The 16768-nt window shown below is 39.0% G+C and carries 11 protein-coding genes; 8 read left to right on the forward strand and 3 right to left on the reverse strand.

Features of this window, described 5'->3' with window-relative positions:
- Window positions 1–3: 3 nt before the first annotated feature.
- Window positions 4–987, forward strand: a complete 984-nt coding sequence (locus ACLCDL_RS01060) for a YihY/virulence factor BrkB family protein (RefSeq protein WP_423146136.1) — start codon at window positions 4–6, stop codon at window positions 985–987.
- Between the two features lie 18 nt (window positions 988–1005).
- Here ACLCDL_RS01060 and ACLCDL_RS01065 read toward each other — a convergent pair whose 3' ends face one another.
- Both ACLCDL_RS01065 and ACLCDL_RS01070 read right to left on the reverse strand, forming a co-directional pair.
- Window positions 1006–3453: an outer membrane beta-barrel protein gene (locus ACLCDL_RS01065; protein ID WP_423146137.1), complete on the reverse strand. Its 2448-nt coding sequence runs from the start codon at window positions 3451–3453 to the stop codon at window positions 1006–1008.
- The gene (locus ACLCDL_RS01070) at window positions 3428–4027 is read right to left on the reverse strand and encodes a TetR/AcrR family transcriptional regulator (RefSeq protein ID WP_423146138.1); all 600 of its coding nucleotides are present in this window, start codon (window positions 4025–4027) and stop codon (window positions 3428–3430) included. Before ACLCDL_RS01070 ends, ACLCDL_RS01065 begins: the two co-directional genes overlap by 26 nt.
- 97 nt (window positions 4028–4124) lie before the next feature.
- On the opposite strand from ACLCDL_RS01070, the gene ACLCDL_RS01075 reads away from it, so the two are divergent.
- The 7 genes from ACLCDL_RS01075 to ACLCDL_RS01105 all read left to right on the forward strand — a co-directional run bounded on the left by ACLCDL_RS01075 (window position 4125) and on the right by ACLCDL_RS01105 (window position 14395).
- Window positions 4125–6644, forward strand: coding sequence for a family 20 glycosylhydrolase (locus ACLCDL_RS01075; RefSeq protein ID WP_423146139.1), 2520 nt, complete (start codon window positions 4125–4127; stop codon window positions 6642–6644).
- A gap of 123 nt (window positions 6645–6767) precedes the next feature.
- Window positions 6768–7370, forward strand: a complete 603-nt coding sequence (locus ACLCDL_RS01080; RefSeq protein WP_423146140.1) for a TetR/AcrR family transcriptional regulator — start codon at window positions 6768–6770, stop codon at window positions 7368–7370.
- A 119-nt stretch (window positions 7371–7489) separates the two neighbouring features.
- Window positions 7490–8092 (forward strand): TetR/AcrR family transcriptional regulator, encoded by a 603-nt coding sequence (locus tag ACLCDL_RS01085; protein ID WP_423146141.1) that lies wholly within the window; start codon window positions 7490–7492, stop codon window positions 8090–8092.
- 5 nt (window positions 8093–8097) lie between these two features.
- Complete coding sequence (locus tag ACLCDL_RS01090; protein WP_423146142.1) at window positions 8098–8703, forward strand: TetR/AcrR family transcriptional regulator; 606 nt, start codon at window positions 8098–8100, stop codon at window positions 8701–8703.
- Window positions 8700–10067: a TolC family protein gene (locus ACLCDL_RS01095; protein WP_423146143.1), complete on the forward strand. Its 1368-nt coding sequence runs from the start codon at window positions 8700–8702 to the stop codon at window positions 10065–10067. Before ACLCDL_RS01090 ends, ACLCDL_RS01095 begins: the two co-directional genes overlap by 4 nt.
- Before the next feature lie 4 nt (window positions 10068–10071).
- The gene (locus tag ACLCDL_RS01100; RefSeq protein WP_423146144.1) at window positions 10072–11136 is read left to right on the forward strand and encodes an efflux RND transporter periplasmic adaptor subunit; all 1065 of its coding nucleotides are present in this window, start codon (window positions 10072–10074) and stop codon (window positions 11134–11136) included.
- 82 nt (window positions 11137–11218) lie between these two features.
- Window positions 11219–14395: an efflux RND transporter permease subunit gene (locus tag ACLCDL_RS01105; RefSeq protein WP_423146145.1), complete on the forward strand. Its 3177-nt coding sequence runs from the start codon at window positions 11219–11221 to the stop codon at window positions 14393–14395.
- A 95-nt stretch (window positions 14396–14490) separates the two neighbouring features.
- Here the strand turns inward: ACLCDL_RS01105 and ACLCDL_RS01110 are convergent, their stop codons facing one another.
- Window positions 14491–16743 (reverse strand): GH92 family glycosyl hydrolase, encoded by a 2253-nt coding sequence (locus tag ACLCDL_RS01110; protein ID WP_423146146.1) that lies wholly within the window; start codon window positions 16741–16743, stop codon window positions 14491–14493.
- Window positions 16744–16768 lie beyond the last annotated feature (25 nt).

A 16768-nucleotide genomic window follows, 5' to 3' on the forward strand; every position in this document is an offset into this window, starting at 1 on the left:
AGTATGCAATGGCTCCACAAGTTATTATTACGAACACATTTATACCAGTCATTTATTGAGTGGACTAAAAGAGTCATTTTTCCCGGATTCAGCCTTCCCCTTTATACCGTTGGTACTTTCTTTTTCCAGGAAATTGCAAAGGACTCGCTGGTAAGCCGGGCATCGTCTTTGTCGTACAACTTTATGCTGGCCATTTTTCCGGCAATCATTTTTATTTTCACTTTAATCCCATACATCCCCATAGACAATTTCCAGGATCAGTTACTATCGCTGATTGCGCTTGCTTTACCGCATAATGCATATATTACAGTTAGATCAACGCTGGAGGACATTGTAAAAAATCAAAACGGCGGACTTTTATCGTTTGGTTTCCTGGCAGCTTTATTTTTCTCAACAAACGGGGTACACAACCTGATGCAGGCCTTTAATAAATCCTCACTGCAAAGAGAATCGCGTACCTGGCTTAAAAGGAGGCTTGTTGCTCTTACCCTTACAGTTTTAATTGTTTTCGCCTTGCTATTCGGCCTTGCCATTATCACTATTGGCGAATTTGTGATAGCATTCTTAAAAAGCGAATTAAAATTTAAGGCATCCTTCTGGCTTTTTTTAATCGGAGTTGTACGGTGGATTATCCTGATTGCCGTTTACTTTCTCACCATCTCCATATTGTATCGCTATGGCCCTGCTCATCCAAAAAAATGGAAACTTTTCAGTGCAGGTTCCTGGCTGGCAACTATTCTTGCCGTTTTAACTTTTGTAGGATTTGGCTTCTATATTAACAATTTTGGCACTTATAATAAAGTTTACGGATCAATCGGCACTCTGATCGTTATAATGATCTGGCTTTATTTAAATTCACTCATCATCCTGCTGGGATTTGAACTAAATGCCAGCATCGACCTGTCTAAGCGAAGCATTAAGGTTGTAAAACCCAGGTTCAATACATTTAAAAATCAACCCGTTGAGGGAAAATACGAAAGACGGTAACACAACCGAAAATATTTGTTAATGAATACGCCCTCTTTCTTCCTCATTACCAGTACTTCTGTTGCTATTGCCAGTTAAACCAGCGCCGAAATGGTAATTGAGATTTAACTGAACATAGCGGTTGATCTGAAAATTAGTAAACTTTTGAGGGATATCATTTACAATATAGGATACCGAAGATGCGCTGCTTCGAAATGCATCATTTAAAATAACGGCAATATCCCATTTCTTATCAACCACACTTGCTTTAAAACCTAAATCTAACTTGTAATACCTGCTTGCTTTTGCTACATGATCTACTTCCGGAAACTGATACCAGAAGTTTACTGCTGCAGCGAGTGTTTTAGCAGCATTGAAATAGATGTTATTGCTGCTTGAAAAGTAAGCACCGAACCCTTTCAAATCACGGATGTTAGAAATTGATGATTGTGCATCGGTGTAATATAAGCTGATAAGTTCATTACTTTCCCAATGTGCTATCGGCTTAAAAGAAATATTTTCCGATATCCCAACTCTTTTTGTATGTATAAAGTTTAAAGGCCGGGTGTAAACCAGATTAGTATCCGCAGCAGCCATTGTTACACTGCCGAAACCATTATCTGTTTTATTGAAAAATACAGAAGTAGTAAGAACATCGCTTAAAGTATGCGAAAGCTCCACATTGGTATTATACTCTGGCTGGAGATAAGGATTTCCTTCACCATAACTAGATGCTGTGAACAAAGACTTAAACGGATTTAAATTCCAGAACGAGGGACGGTTAATTCGCCTTCCAACTGAAATGGAATATATGTTTGTGGCGCCTGCTTCGTAACTTACAAGTAAAGAAGGAAATAATTTCAGGTAATTATTTACTGTGATTTGCCGGAGCGTATAGGAAAACCCTTTGGTCTGAGTTAATTCTCCCCTTATTCCCGCCTCAAACTTCCATTTTTTAATATCCTTACTTATACTTCCGTATAGCGCCTGCGTATTTTCTGTATAATCAAACTCATTGCTCAGGTTGGTATTGTAACTCAGTGAGCCATTACCGGCTTTATTATAATAGAACGCATTGCTGTAATTACTGATAAAGCTGAGTTTAGCTCCAAAAGAATATTTTGCAAATGAAGTGGGCAGATCAGCATCGGCTTTGAAGGTATATACTGAAATATTTTGCTTGTTGCGGTCAAAGTACCTTGTTTGCCCCTCAGGATTTAAATTGCCGCTTCCGTCGTAGCTATCAGACTGAAAATCGGAACGGTCGGTTCGATAGTAGTTGAAGTAATCCGCATTAAAGAACAGTTGTTTACCCGTTGTATCTAACTTAATATCTGTATGAACGTTCAACGAAACAGGTAATGCAACCGGATAATAGGTAGCATACGTGTTAAATAGTGAATCCAGCTGGCCAGAAAGATTATAAACCGGATTACGGACATTATCAGAGCCATCGTAATTATCTCTTCCGCCTGAATAAGAAATACCGATGGTAGTTTCACGACTGATCTTATAATCTATCCCGAGAATGACATTAAAAGCATTGTGGGTATAAAGCCCCGTATCCGTTTGAAGCCAGGTTTTATCCGGATAAAAGACATCCGTTTCAAACCCTTCCAGATGCCTGTCACGGCTATGATTAAAACTTCCGTAAGCAGAAAAGTTGTTTCTGTTGTAAGAAATATTTCCGCTGCCGCTTATTTCGCCAAAGGTACGAACACCATAACGTGAACTTATTCCGGGAAGATAGTACTTGGATGCCAGTTGAAGACTTCCGGAATAACCCTGCCGCCTGCTCCTTTTAGTTATAATATTTATTAATCCTGCGTTTCCTTCCGCTTCATATTTTGCTGAAGGATTTGCAAGAAGTTCAATCCGTGTTATTTCGTTTGATGACAAGCTTCTGAGATATCGCATCAAATCTTCTCCCTGAAGCTGTAACAAGTGGTTATTAACCATTACCTTAACGAGTCCTTTACCCACAACATTAATCTGGTTACTTCCAATCCGCACACCAGGCACCTTACTAACAGCTTCCAGCGCATTACTCCCCGTTGCAGTAATACTATTGTTAAGATTATACACTACTTTATTCGCAGATCGTTCTATTACTGCTGTGTTACCTGTAATTACTACTTCATCCAAACGCTTACTTTTTTCTGGCATATGAATGGTAAAAGAAGTATCGCTAGCCAAATAGAAAGAAAGTTCTGCAGGTTCATATCCCATGTGTGAAAAAGCAAGTATATACTTCCCCTTTTGAAGGTTTTTAAAGTCAAACTTACCTAAACTATCTGTCTGGATAAACCTTTCAGATTGATTAGTATCGCCTTTTAAAGACACCCCTGCAAATGGGATAGCTGTATTGGAAGTGTTTAAAACTCTTCCGAATAAATTGCTTTGAGCATATATACTTTCGAAGAATATTGTGAAAAACAACAGCAGAATTAATCTCATTTGCTTACTGGATTGAAATATAGCGTTCATATTCTTTTAATCCTTTTTCTGTTAAAATGCCCTTAACAAGCGGATAAATAGTATTTTCGAGAATTACTGGAGTACTATAACCATAAGTTGAATACGCCGATTCTCTGGTGATAGAATGATACAAACGCACAAAGGCAGCCATAAAAAGCTCGGGTTTAATGTCACTTTGAACCGTTCCTTCTGCAATCCCATTTTTTAAAATTTCCACACTTGAATCCGGAAATTTAGGATGAATCTTATTTAAAACAGCATCCTGAATAGCTTTAAAGTTTCGGTTAAGATCCGTAAAGAATGCCTGGTTGGTATTAAACTCTCGCGAAAGGATAAAGGAAGTTGCCTTTAAAAATGCAGTAACAGAACTTTTTTCTGTACAATAAATTACCTTGATCTCCTCTAAAAACTGCTCATAGTAAAGTTCCAGACAAGCAGCAAGCAACTGATCCTTACTTTTAAAATTCAGATAAATTGTTTTTGTGGAAACGCTCACTTTCTTTGCAAGCTGCTGTATGGTATAGGTTGAAATCCCTTCAGAGAGAAATATTTCAAGTATTTTTTTAACAAAGTGATGCTTCAAAAGAAATTTATTTATAAGGAGATTCGAATTTAGGGAAAATATTTCTACATTTATATTTTCCTATTAAACTAACTAACATAAACCAAATCTTAACAGAATGAAACAACTTATAATAGCTTTTTTATTCCTTTTCCAGCTAAATCTGGCTTCCTATTCACAGCAGATCACTGAGGTAGATTTAAAAGGGTTAAACTTAAAGTGGGAAATAGTTGATACAGGTTTGAAGGGAGGACGATCACGGGCTACCTTTACCTTTATAAACAATGGCAGCAAAGCTTTTCCGGCACAGGGCTGGACAATTTATTTTAATTCGGGCTTTCTAAAGTCTGCCGATACCACAGAAGCAAAAGTAAAGCACGTAAACGGCGATCTGCAATCGCTTGCTCCCGGCTCCAAATTTGGTACTTTACAACCCGGAGAAACCAAAAAGATAGAAATATACGGTGGACCAATCCGGAATATAACAGAGTTTCCGGTTGCATTTTATTTAAGTTTCGATAACGAAACTGAAAAAGGATATCCATTAAATGTTTCGGTTGGAAATTTGGTCAACACCGAAAAAAATGATCTCCTTGTTGCCAACAGAATCTATAATCAGAATAAAGAAATAGTAAATATACCAGTCGAAAAGCTTGTTAAAATATTTCCAACACCGGTAAGCTATAAAGAAAGCTCAGAAAAATTCATACTTGATACTACAGTAACCGTTTCAGCAGAAACAGCCTTCAAAAACGAAGGTGAAGCATTGGTCACTTATATTACCCAACTAACGGGGAAACAACCTGCTTCAACTAAAGGAGGTAAAAAAACGATAGAAATTGTAAAAGTAACAGGTTTAGATCCCGAAGCATACAAACTATCTGTAAACCAACAAAAAATTACCATTTCAGCTTCTGCACCAGCCGGCGCATTTTATGGTATTCAATCATTGAAAACCCTCGTTTCTCCATCGGCAAAAAACAATGGCAAATCCATTTCAATTCAGAGCGTGGAGGTGAGTGATGCTCCGCGATTTCCTCACAGAGCTTTTATGCTTGATGTTGGACGAAACTTTCATTCAAAAGCCGAGATTTTAAAACTTCTGGATTTAATGGCATTGTATAAACTTAACGTGTTTCATTTTCATTTCAGTGAAGACGAAGGATGGAGATTAGAAATACCTGCATTGCCTGAACTTACCAGTGTAGGTTCAAAAAGAGCGCCAACGCTTGACAGTAAAAATTATCTTCAGTCTTCTTTTGGCTCGGGTGCCGAAGCTGTAAATAGCGGTACAGGCTTTTATAGCAAATCAGAATTTATTGAGATTCTTAAATATGCCAATGCACGCCATATCAAGGTAATTCCTGAAATTGAATCACCAGGGCATGCCAGAGCAGCTATTAAAGCGATGGATGCACGCTATGAAAGATTACATAAGGCAGGACAGGAAGAAGAAGCAAGGAAATATCTTTTACGCGATCCGCAGGATAAGTCGAAATACAGGTCAGTTCAGGGATGGGATGACAATGTCATTAATGTTGCCATGCCTTCAGTTTACACGTTTATGGAAACAGTGGTGGATGAAATAAGAAAAATGTATGCTGAAGCGGATGCCCCGCTGGAAACAATTCATTTTGGCGGCGATGAAGTACCAAAAGGAGTATGGGAAAATTCGCCTGCAGTAAATACTTTATTAGCTAAGAATCCTGAATTAAAGAGCACGAATGATTTGTGGGCCTATTATTTCGGGCGAATAAGCGACATTTTAAATAGCAGAAACCTGTACTTATATGGCTGGGAAGAGGCCGGATTGGTAAAAACTTTTGTAAACGGAAAAGCTGTGTGGCAACCAAATACGGAGCTGGCAAAGAAAAACATCCAGGTAGATGTATGGAACAATTTGCCGGGATCCGGAGCGGAAGATTTAGCATACAGGATGGCAAATAAAGGAATAAAAGTAGTTCTTGCTAATGTAACTAACCTGTATTTCGACCTTGCCTATAACCAGTCTTTTAATGAGCCCGGATTATTTTGGGGAGGCTATGTTGATATTGATAAGCCCTTCTATTTTATTCCGTTTAATTATCTTAAAAATCTTAAAGACAATAATGGAAATCCAATTAATAAGGCAATAATTAAAGGGAACGAACAATTAACCGAGTTTGGAAAATCAAACATTGTTGGTTTACAGGGAGCATTATGGAGCGAAAATATACGAAGCCCTGAAAGATTAGAATACATGCTGTTACCCAAATTCCTTGGTCTCGCAGAACGTGCATGGGCTAAACAACCCGAATGGGCAAAGGAAAATGATCCATCAAAAAGTGAAAAATTATATCAGGCTGCATGGTCTGAGTTTATTAATGTTACAGGAAAGAGGGAGTTACCACGTCTTGACCAATATGCCGGTGGATTTAATTACAGGATACCTGCTCCGGGAGCTGTTATAAAAAACGGACAGGTAGAGGCAAATATCCAATTTCCTGAATTTTCCATTCGCTACACTACAGATGGCTCAGAACCAAACAGTAACAGCCCGCTGTATAAGAATCCAATCAAAACTAAGGGAACAATAAAGCTGAAAGGGTTTAACTTAACAGGAAGATCAAGCAATACTTTAACTGTAGCAAACGAATAACAAAATCGAAATTAAACTCTCTTTTATATTAACTAACTAACCTAAGGGCCGGTTTTCCGGCCCTTATTTCGTACTTATATTTTTGTATCTCTATTAATAAAAGTTCTGTTATTTTTGAACGAAATGGAAAATCAGGATAAAAAACGCGAACTGATTATTGAAGCGGCTCTTAAAAGATTCGCTCATTTTGGTTTAAATAAAACAACAATGAGTGAGATTGCTGCAGATATCTCCTTTTCCAAAGCCCTGCTATATTATTATTTTCCTGATAAAATCAGTCTTTTTTCTGCTGTAATGGATACTATCATCCGCCGGATAGAAAAAGAAATGCAGGAAGGCTTAAGCAAACAATCCTCCAGTCACGATGCCATTCTTTTCTATCTTGATAAGAGGCAGGAATTTGTACGAAAGTATTTTTACCTGATAGAATTTGCCATTTCTGTAGGAGCCGAACTGCCAGCAGAATTAGTGACAATCTTTAAAAATTCCAGAAGTTCTGAAGTAGCTTCTATTGCATCCATTATAGAAAGAGGTAATTCTGTAGGAGAATTTAATGTTGTAAATCCCGCGTTAACAGCAGAAATCCTGCTGGATGCATTAGCTGGGATGCGCTTAAATCATTTTGGTGCTTCTAAAAGCTTTTATCCCGACAAAGACCAGTTTGAGCAAATACTTCTTAAAGAAAAACAACTCGCAGTTATCTTCTTAAAAGGCCTTACCAAATAAACCTTCGTCATCGTAAAGTAATCTCTTCTTAATTCATTACCTGATTGTGCTTTTTAAATAGTATGGTCATTTTTTTGCTGTACATTTGACTAATTAATTTAAAAAGTCAGAAAGTAAAAATGACAGAAACTGATAGAAAAAGAGAATCGATTATAGAAGGGGCGATTAAACGTTTTTCTCATTTTGGAATTAATAAGACCACAATGGCTGAGATAGCAGAGGATTTATCCGTCTCAAAGCCAGCCCTTTATTACTACTTCCCTGACAAGCAAAGTGTCATAATAGCTGTTGCCGAAAAAATTATAAGCGAATATTTAAAGGATGTAGAGAATGCCTTTTTACAATATCCGGATACAGAAGAAGCGCTTATAAAACTTCTGAATATCAGAAGAGAATTTTTCCAGAACTATTTTATGCTGCATATGGGAGAAGAATATTCAGATGCTTACCTGAAAGACCCCGGGCTAATTCTGATAATGAAGCAAACAAGACAAAGGGAAGTATCTATAGTTGCTGAAAGTTTTCGGAGAGGAATGGAGAACGGGCAGATTAAAAAAATGGATGCTGAAAAAACGGCTGCATTGCTTTTAGATACCCTGATGGGATTACGGGTGTCTATGCGAATCGAACAGCTTCCCTTTCCGGATAAAACATCCTTTGAAGAATTATTAAACAAGCAAAAGGACGTTGCCCGAATCTTCTTAAATGGAATTAAAAAATAAGGCTGATGGAAGAACGGATATTAAGTAAAGCGAAAGAACTGTTTTTCTTATACGGTATAAGAAGCGTGACAATGGAAGACATTGCCAAACAAATGGGCGTGTCGAAAAAAACCATTTATCAATTCTTCCGGGATAAAAATGAAATAGTTACCAAAGCAATAACAGGGCTTATTTATCAGCATAGCGATAAAATAATAAACTCTGCCGCTGCCGCAGAAAATGCCGTACATGAAGTGGTTTTGCAAACGGAAGCATTGTATGACATTTTTAATGCAATTACTCCCGGTATATTTTACGACGTGCAAAAATACTTTCCTGAAATATGGCAATTAATTAACGGGCACAAGCACGATTGTATATTAACAGGAATATTCCGCAACCTGGATCGGGGTATTACAGAAGGATTGTACCGCAGGGATTTAAACATTAAAATAACTGCACAAATGCGATTGGTGCAATTAAGCTCTGCCTTTAATCAACAAGATTTTCCTGCACCTGAATTTGAGTACAGAACAGTAACAGCTCAACTAACAGAATTGTATCTGCATGCTATCACTTCTCCAAAGGGCCAGCAGTTAATATCAAACTATTTAAATACGAATTATAAATGAACATAATAAAAATGAAACCAATAAAAGTAATACTAATGCTTTTTGCCCTCTCCTTATCAACTGCAATATCGAAGGCGCAAACTGTTCAGTTAAGCTTAAAAGATGCCTTAAAATACGCACTCGAAAACAACCAGAATGTAAGAAAAGCCCGGTTGGATATTGAAGGTGGAAAGTATAAAACAAGTGAGATAAAAGCTCAGGCTCTTCCCCAAATTAACGGAAGTGCAAGTTTAACCGACAATCTTATCATTCAAAAAAGCGCAATTCCAAACATCTTTCAGGGTAAACCGGATGAAATAATCCTTGTCCCTTTCGGGCAGCAATGGAATGCGAACGCTTCTGTACAATTGAGTCAGCAGTTATTTAACCAGTCGGTGTTTACCGGATTAAAGGCAGCAAAAGTTGGTGAGGACTTTTATAACCTGAACGCCTCGCTTACTGAAGAAAATCTTTTACAGCAGATAGCCGCTGCCTACTATCAGATACTGATTAACCGCCAGAACCTGGCAGTCATTGATACCAATATCAATTCATTGGTACGCATTGAAAAAACAGTTGGAACTCAATATAAAAACGGATTGGCACGAAAAATAGACCTTGACCGGGTGAGAGTTAATTTAACGAATCTGAGAAACGAGCGCCAGCAACTGGCAAACGGAGTAACACAGCAGGAAAACGCGTTAAAGTATTACATGGGAATGCCCATTAATACTATAATTGAAATTCCCGAAGCTGCAGTTACCCAAATAACTACCGATGCCAACATGCTTTCTGAAACTCTGAATGTTGACGAATTAACCGAGTACCAGTTAATTCAGAAACAGGAGCAATTGCTAAATCTTCAAAAGAAAGCTTATCAGGCAGAATATTTTCCTTCCTTGTCTTTAACCAGCAGTTATTTATACAGCGGATTAAGCAATAAGCTAGATTTATTTAAACGTAATTCAACCGCTAACTGGAATGACGCCGCCACTATAGGATTAAGCCTGCGAATACCTCTTTTTGATGGAAACGCCCGGAAGTCACGTGTAAAACAAGCTGATGTAGAACTTCAAAAAGCGAAAGAAGATTTAAAAAACACTTCCCAGGCATTGAACCTGGCCTATGACAATGCTCAATTACAGATCAGGAACAGCATCAATACTATCAATTCACAAAAAGAAAATGTACGCCTGGCAGAAGAAGTTTACAGCAGTACGCAAAACAATTATAAAAACGGCCTGGCGTCATTAACAGATTTGCTGGATGCTGAAAACTCTCTTACAGAGGCAAAGAATAGCTACAATCAGGCTTTACTCAACTACAGGGTTGCAGAAATACAATTAATAAAATCAAACGGAAATATCAAATCACTTTTAGATTAATCACATGAAAAAGAGCATACTAACCACAGTATCTATTATTGCAGTTATTGCATTAATTGGTTGGGTTTTATCAAATAATAAGAAGAAAAATCAGGCTAAAACGGAAATAGTAGCAAAAGGGGCAACCGGAGATGTTACTGTCCGGATTGCTGCTATCAAAAAAACGCCGGTTGATCTAGATTTTAGTGTAAACGGAAATTTTCAGGCAGCGCAACAGTTAACATTTACTGCAGAGAATTCTGGCCGTATAACAAAAATATTTGTTGATGAAGGCAGCAGAGTTAACAAAGGACAGGTTCTTGCAACCATAGATGCTGAAACTTTAACTGCAGACCTTCAGGCTGCACAGGCTGCCTATCAGACAGCTCTTAAAGACCAGGAACGTTATGAAAGTTCTTTTCAAACAGGCGGCGTTACACAACAGCAGTTAGATCAGGCAAAATTAAATACCAGAAATGCCTTAACCCGATTGCAGCAAGCAAAAATTAAAACCGGAGATGCTAATATTAAAGCTCCTTTCAACGGGGTTGTAAACAAAAGATTTATAGAACAAGGTGCTTATGTTTCTCCCGGCACTCAATTATTTCAGCTGGTAGATGTATCGAGGTTAAAACTGGCTGTTACCGTTAACGAAACACAGGTGGCTAACTTAAAAGTTGGAGACAAGGTTAGAATTAAATCCAATGTTTTTCCGGATAAGAACTTTAAAGGAAAAGTAAGTTTTATCGCTCCATTGGCTGATAATACCTTGAATTTCCCGGTAGAAATTGAATTATCAAACAATGCAGATAATCAATTAAAAGCGGGAATGTACGGAACGGCAATTTTTGAATTTCCGGAGCAGGCTCCTGCAATTACTGTCCCACGAACCGCTTTTGTTGGAAGTGTAAGCAGCAATAAAATATTTGTTTTAGAGAACGGAAATATTGCACGCGAACGTAAAGTAGTTGCCGGCCGGGTTTTTGGAGACCGGGTTGAAATATTAGAAGGACTTAAGGAAGGTGAAACGGTAATTATCAGCGGACAAATTAACCTGGTTGACGGAACGAATGTATCTCCTATTAAATAGCTGATAGCTAAGGGCAAAACGCATTCATAAATAAAGTATAAAAGCTGACGGCTAACGGCCGAAAGCTAATAACAAAAATAAAATGAAAATCACAGAAGTATCAATAAAACGACCTACACTGGTAATAGTTGTATTTACTGTACTCACACTGATGGGGCTATTAAGCTATTTCTCGTTGAATTACGAGTTATTGCCCAAATTTTCTCCTGCAGTAGTATCAGTAGCTACCGTATATCCGGGTGCTTCGCCCAGTGAGGTTGAAAATACCGTAACAAAGGAGCTTGAGGATGCGGTATCCTCAATGGAAAATATTAAAAAAATTGATTCCAGATCGTACGAAAGTTTATCCGTTATTACCATTACCTTAAATGATAATGCGGATGTAGATAAGGCATTGAACGATGCGCAACGTAAGGTGAACGCCGTATTAGGAGAACTTCCGGAAGATATACAATCACCGGCTTTAAATAAATTCTCGTTAGATGACCTTCCAATCATTACCATGTCTGCTTCGGCAAATATGGACGATGCGGAATTTTACGATCTGATAGATAAACGAATTGCTCCGATAGTTTCACGGGTGCCCGGAGTTGCACAGGTAAACCTGATTGGCGGCCAGGAACGTGAAATACAGGTGGGTATTAATGCTGATAAACTGGAAGGTTACGGCCTGTCGCTTTTACAGGTACAACAAGCTATTTTAAGTTCAAATCTGGATTTTCCTACTGGTAGTGTTAAAACAGAAGACCAGGATATTCTGATTCGGCTGGCAGGAAAATACCAATCTGTGCAAGACCTCAGAAACCTTGTTATTACTACTACAAAAGAAGGTGCACAAGTTCGCCTTGGTGATATCGCCGATGTTCAGGATACTCAAAAAGACGTTGAAAAAATAGCACGTGTAGATCGTAAAAGTGCAATTGCCTTACAAGTGCTTAAGCAATCGGATGCGAACGCGGTGGCTGTAAGCGAAGGGGTTCGTAAAATTGTAGATAAGGTTCAAACCGATTACGCGAAAAATGGATTAAAAGTAAATATAGCAAGCGACAGTTCGGTATTTACCTTAGAATCTGCAGATGCCGTAATCCACGACTTAATTCTTGCGGTTATACTGGTGGCATTTGTTATGCTATTCTTCCTCCATAGTTTAAGAAATGCGGTAATTGTAATGGTTTCCATTCCGGCATCCTTAATTGCAACCTTTATCGGGATGAAGCTTTTTGGTTTCTCTTTAAACCTGATGTCGTTACTTGGGCTGTCGCTTGTTGTAGGTATCCTCGTAGACGACGCGATTGTGGTTCTTGAAAACATATACCGCCACATGGAAATGGGCAAAAACCGCGTACGTGCAGCATTCGATGCTACCAAAGAGATAGGTGGAACTGTAACATCCATTACGCTGGTAATTGTGGTCGTATTTTTCCCTATTGCAATCAGCACAGGTTTGGTATCAAATATTCTTAGAGAGTTCTGTGTAGTTGTTATTATCTCTACACTGCTTTCGTTGCTCGCATCCTTTACCATTGTACCTCTTCTGTCATCCAGGTTTGGAAAGTTAGAACGCATAACAGGAAAAAGTTTCTTTGGAAAAATAATTTTAGGATTTGAAAAACAGCTTCACCGTTTTACCGATTGGGTAACCTCAGTTTTAAAATGGTCACTTGCTCATAAAAAAACCACATTAGGTGTTACGTTCCTTTTACTTATTGCCTCTTTCTTCTTGCTCGGTGCCGGATACATCGGAGCAGAGTTTTTCCCAAAAAGTGACAGGGGTGAGTTTATCGTTCAGATTGAACTGCCGAAAGATGCATCGGTGGAACAGACAAACCAGATAACCCGCAAGGCCGAAGAGTTTCTATCCAAAAAACCGGAGGTAACTTCCCTGATTACTTCCGTAGGCCAGTCAAGCGAAGGCATGGGCGGCTCACAGGCAACAGCATACGCAGCGGAAATTAACGTAAAACTGGTAGAGAAAAAAGATCGGGAACACGACGCGACAGTGTATGCAGCTAAAGTTGGCGCTGAACTTAAGAAGTTATTGGTTGGAGCAAAGGTAAAAACAGTTCCTGTAAGTATTTTAGGTACGGCAGAGCGTGCTCCTATCGAATTGATTGTAGTAGGTTCTGACCTTGACAGCGTAATGAAATTTGCCGAAACTGCCCGGAAAGAGCTGATGACTGTACCGGGTGCGGCGGAAACCAAGCTTTCTGTTGAAGCAGGCAATCCGGAAATCCGGGTTCAGGTTGACCGTGATAAAATGGCCGCCTTGGGTTTAAATCTTCAAACCGTTGGCGGAACCATGCAGACAGCATTTAGCGGTAATACAGACGGTAAATTTCGCCAGGGTGAGTATGAGTATGATATCAACATACGGTATCAAAGCTTTAACCGCCGAAATATTGACGATGTAAGAAACCTCATGTTTGTAAATAATGCCGGTCAGCAGATCCGTCTATCTCAATTTGCTGCAGTTACAGAATCTTCGGGCCCAAGCCAGTTGCAACGCCGAGATAAAAGTACTGCTGTTTCTGTTCAGGCACAGTCTGTAGGACGCCCGACCGGAACAATTGTATCAGATTTTCAGCAAAAGCTGGATAAACTTGAAAAGCCTGCAGGAGTAAGCCTTGTATGGGGAGGTGATATGGAAAATCAAAGTGAAGGTTTTGGAACTTTGGGTGTCGCCTTGCTTGCCTCTATCATCCTGGTGTATCTGATTATGGTTGCCTTATACGATAGCTTTATTTATCCGTTTGTGGTGATGTTCTCTATCCCGCTGTCAATTATAGGTGCTTTGTTAGCGCTTGGGCTAACGAACAATTCACTGAATATCTTTACAATCCTTGGTTTGATTATGCTTATAGGGCTGGTAGCGAAAAATGCGATCATTATTGTTGACTTTACAAACCAGATGAAAAAAGAAGGTAAGAGTACATATGAAGCCCTTATACTCGCCAATCACGCACGTCTTCGCCCGATTTTGATGACAACCATTGCAATGGTTATCGGTATGCTTCCGATTGCAATAGCTTCCGGAGCAGGTGCAGAATGGAAGAACGGGCTGGCATGGGTAATTATTGGTGGTCTGATCAGTTCGCTGTTCTTAACGCTGGTTATTGTACCGGTTATGTATCAGATCTTCGACCGTTTAATTGAAAAATTCAGAGGGAAGAACAAAGAAAAATCCATTGAAGAACTGATGGAAGAACCCTATGAGCACCATGAGGTAAAAGAATACGAATTTGAACCGGAATTAATGTAACTGAAATAGTTAATATATTGAAGAAGCCGTCTCCTAAATGCAGACGGCTTTTTTATTCGAAACATTTTGCAGTGAATGAGAATATCCGTCACTAATCAATTATCTGATATTGCTGGCAAATCTGCAGATGCAGATACTCCCCAATTGGGCGAGGGTTTGTTACTCATGCGAATAAGAAGCTCTCCGCCTTTAACAATGTCTTCGTGTTTTATAAAAGGTTTGTTATACTCAACACCGTTTAAGTAAACAGCGCTGATATATTTATTTTCACTTGTATTGTTTTGAATTTCAACATGCAGGTTTTTCTTTCCAACCTGAATAGTTGCCTCATTTATAAGTGGCGAACCGAATACATAGGTACCATTTGCCGGATTTACAGGATAAAATCCAAGTGCTGAAAAAACATACCAGGCAGACATTTGCCCCACATCTTCGTTTCCGCACAGGCCATCAGGCCTGGAGGTATAGAAAGAGTTTGCTATTTGCCTCACACGTTCAGCGGTTTTCCATTGCTGATCAGCAAAAGCATATAGATATACTGTATGATGTCCCGGTTCATTTCCCTGTGCATACTGTCCGATTAAACCGGTAATATCCGGAGAGCCGGAATCGCTACGAGCCGACTCTGCAAGAAAAAGAGAATCAAGTTTCGATGCAAAAGCCTGCTTACTTCCAAATAAATCGATCAGGCCGTTTACGTCGTGAGGAACAAGCCATGTGTATTGCCAGGCATTTCCTTCTGCATAATCGTCTTCCCGGTGTTTGGATGCTACCGGATCAAAAGGAGTTCTCCAGCTTCCGTCCTTTAATTTACCCCGCATAAACCCTGTTTGTTTATCAAAATATTCTTTATACAGCTTCGCCCGCTTACTGAAATAGTTATAATCATCTGTTTTATTTAATGATTTTGCCATTTGAGCGATACACCAATCATCGATAGCATATTCGAGCCCCTTGGCAACAGTTTCCAGAATGGTATCAGCGGGTATGTATTGAAGTTTTTGTACATAGTCTATACCTTCTGTTTTCTGCATAGCCGAATGCCTGATAGCGTCATAGGCCAAATCCACATCAAAACCTCTGAAACCTTTTAAATAAGCATCCACAATGATCGGAACAGCATGATACCCGAGCATGGTATTGGTTTCAGAACCCATTAAATGCCATACAGGTAGTTTCCCCTGCTGTTTATAGATAGCAAGCATCGTATTAATAATATCAGGCACCTTGTCAGGATGCAGGATAGTAAATAAAGGGTGGTAAGCACGATAGGTATCCCATAAAGAAAAAGTGGTATAATTAGTAAACGGAGCCTTTTTATAAACATTTTTATCAGTACCCCTGTAGTCGCCATTTGCATCATTAAATATTGACGGCGCAATCATAGTATGGTACAAAGCCGTATAAAAAATAGTCTTAATATCTTCAGAGGCGTTTATCTTAACTTTCGAAAGTTCTTTATTCCACTTTGATTCCGCTTGTTTTACTACTATTGCAAAATCCCATCCCGGAGTTTCTGCAGAAATATTTGACAACGCGTTTTCATAGCTTACAGGAGACAAGCCGACTTTCAGTTTCAAAACCCCGGCTGCTATATTCTTAAAATTAAGAACGGCCTTCATCCGTTGCCCTCTTCCCTCCTTTCCTTTAATGGCAGCAGTGCTATCATAAAGCGCCAGAGATGAAAGGCCCTGAGAGAGTTTTATAGCAAAATACACCCGTTGGTCGCTCGACCACCCTTTGGATAAGCGGTAACCAACAATAGTTTTCTCATCTGCTAATTTTATATACGTATCAACCGGGCTATCCCATCCGGCACCTTCATTAAGGTCGATAATAACGTGAGGATTGTTTGATGGTTCATTGAAAGTGTATTGATGAAAACCTACCCGCTCTGTCGCAGTAAGCTCTGCCTTTATTTTATATTTATCCAACAAAACCTGGTAAAAACCCGGTTTACTGATTTCATTTGTATGCGAAAAGGTTGACAGGTAACCATTATTTAAGTCTTGTTTAGTCCCTTTATTCAGGAAAGTTTTGCCGGTTGCAGGCATTATTAAAATATCATTTAAATCTCCGATACCTGTACCGCTAAGATGAGTATGTGTAAAACCAACGATTGTATTGCTGGCATAATTGTACCCGCTGCACCAATCCCAGCCTTCAAAGATATTTGTAGGGCCTAATTGAACAGCTCCAAACGGGACACTGGCACCAACAAAAACATGGCCATGTCCTGCCGAGCCAATTAAAGGGTTAACATATTTAGTTAAATTAGTTTGTGCCTGGGTTGTAAACGTTACTACAACACAAAGCAAGTAAGCGACAGCAGTTAATTTCCGGTTCATTAAAAAAATAGTATTGTTAGAAAAA

Origin of the sequence: Rubrilithobacter danxiaensis (assembly GCF_047272945.1) — a bacterium.
Taxonomy (GTDB): domain Bacteria; phylum Bacteroidota; class Bacteroidia; order Sphingobacteriales; family Sphingobacteriaceae; genus Rubrolithibacter; species Rubrolithibacter danxiaensis.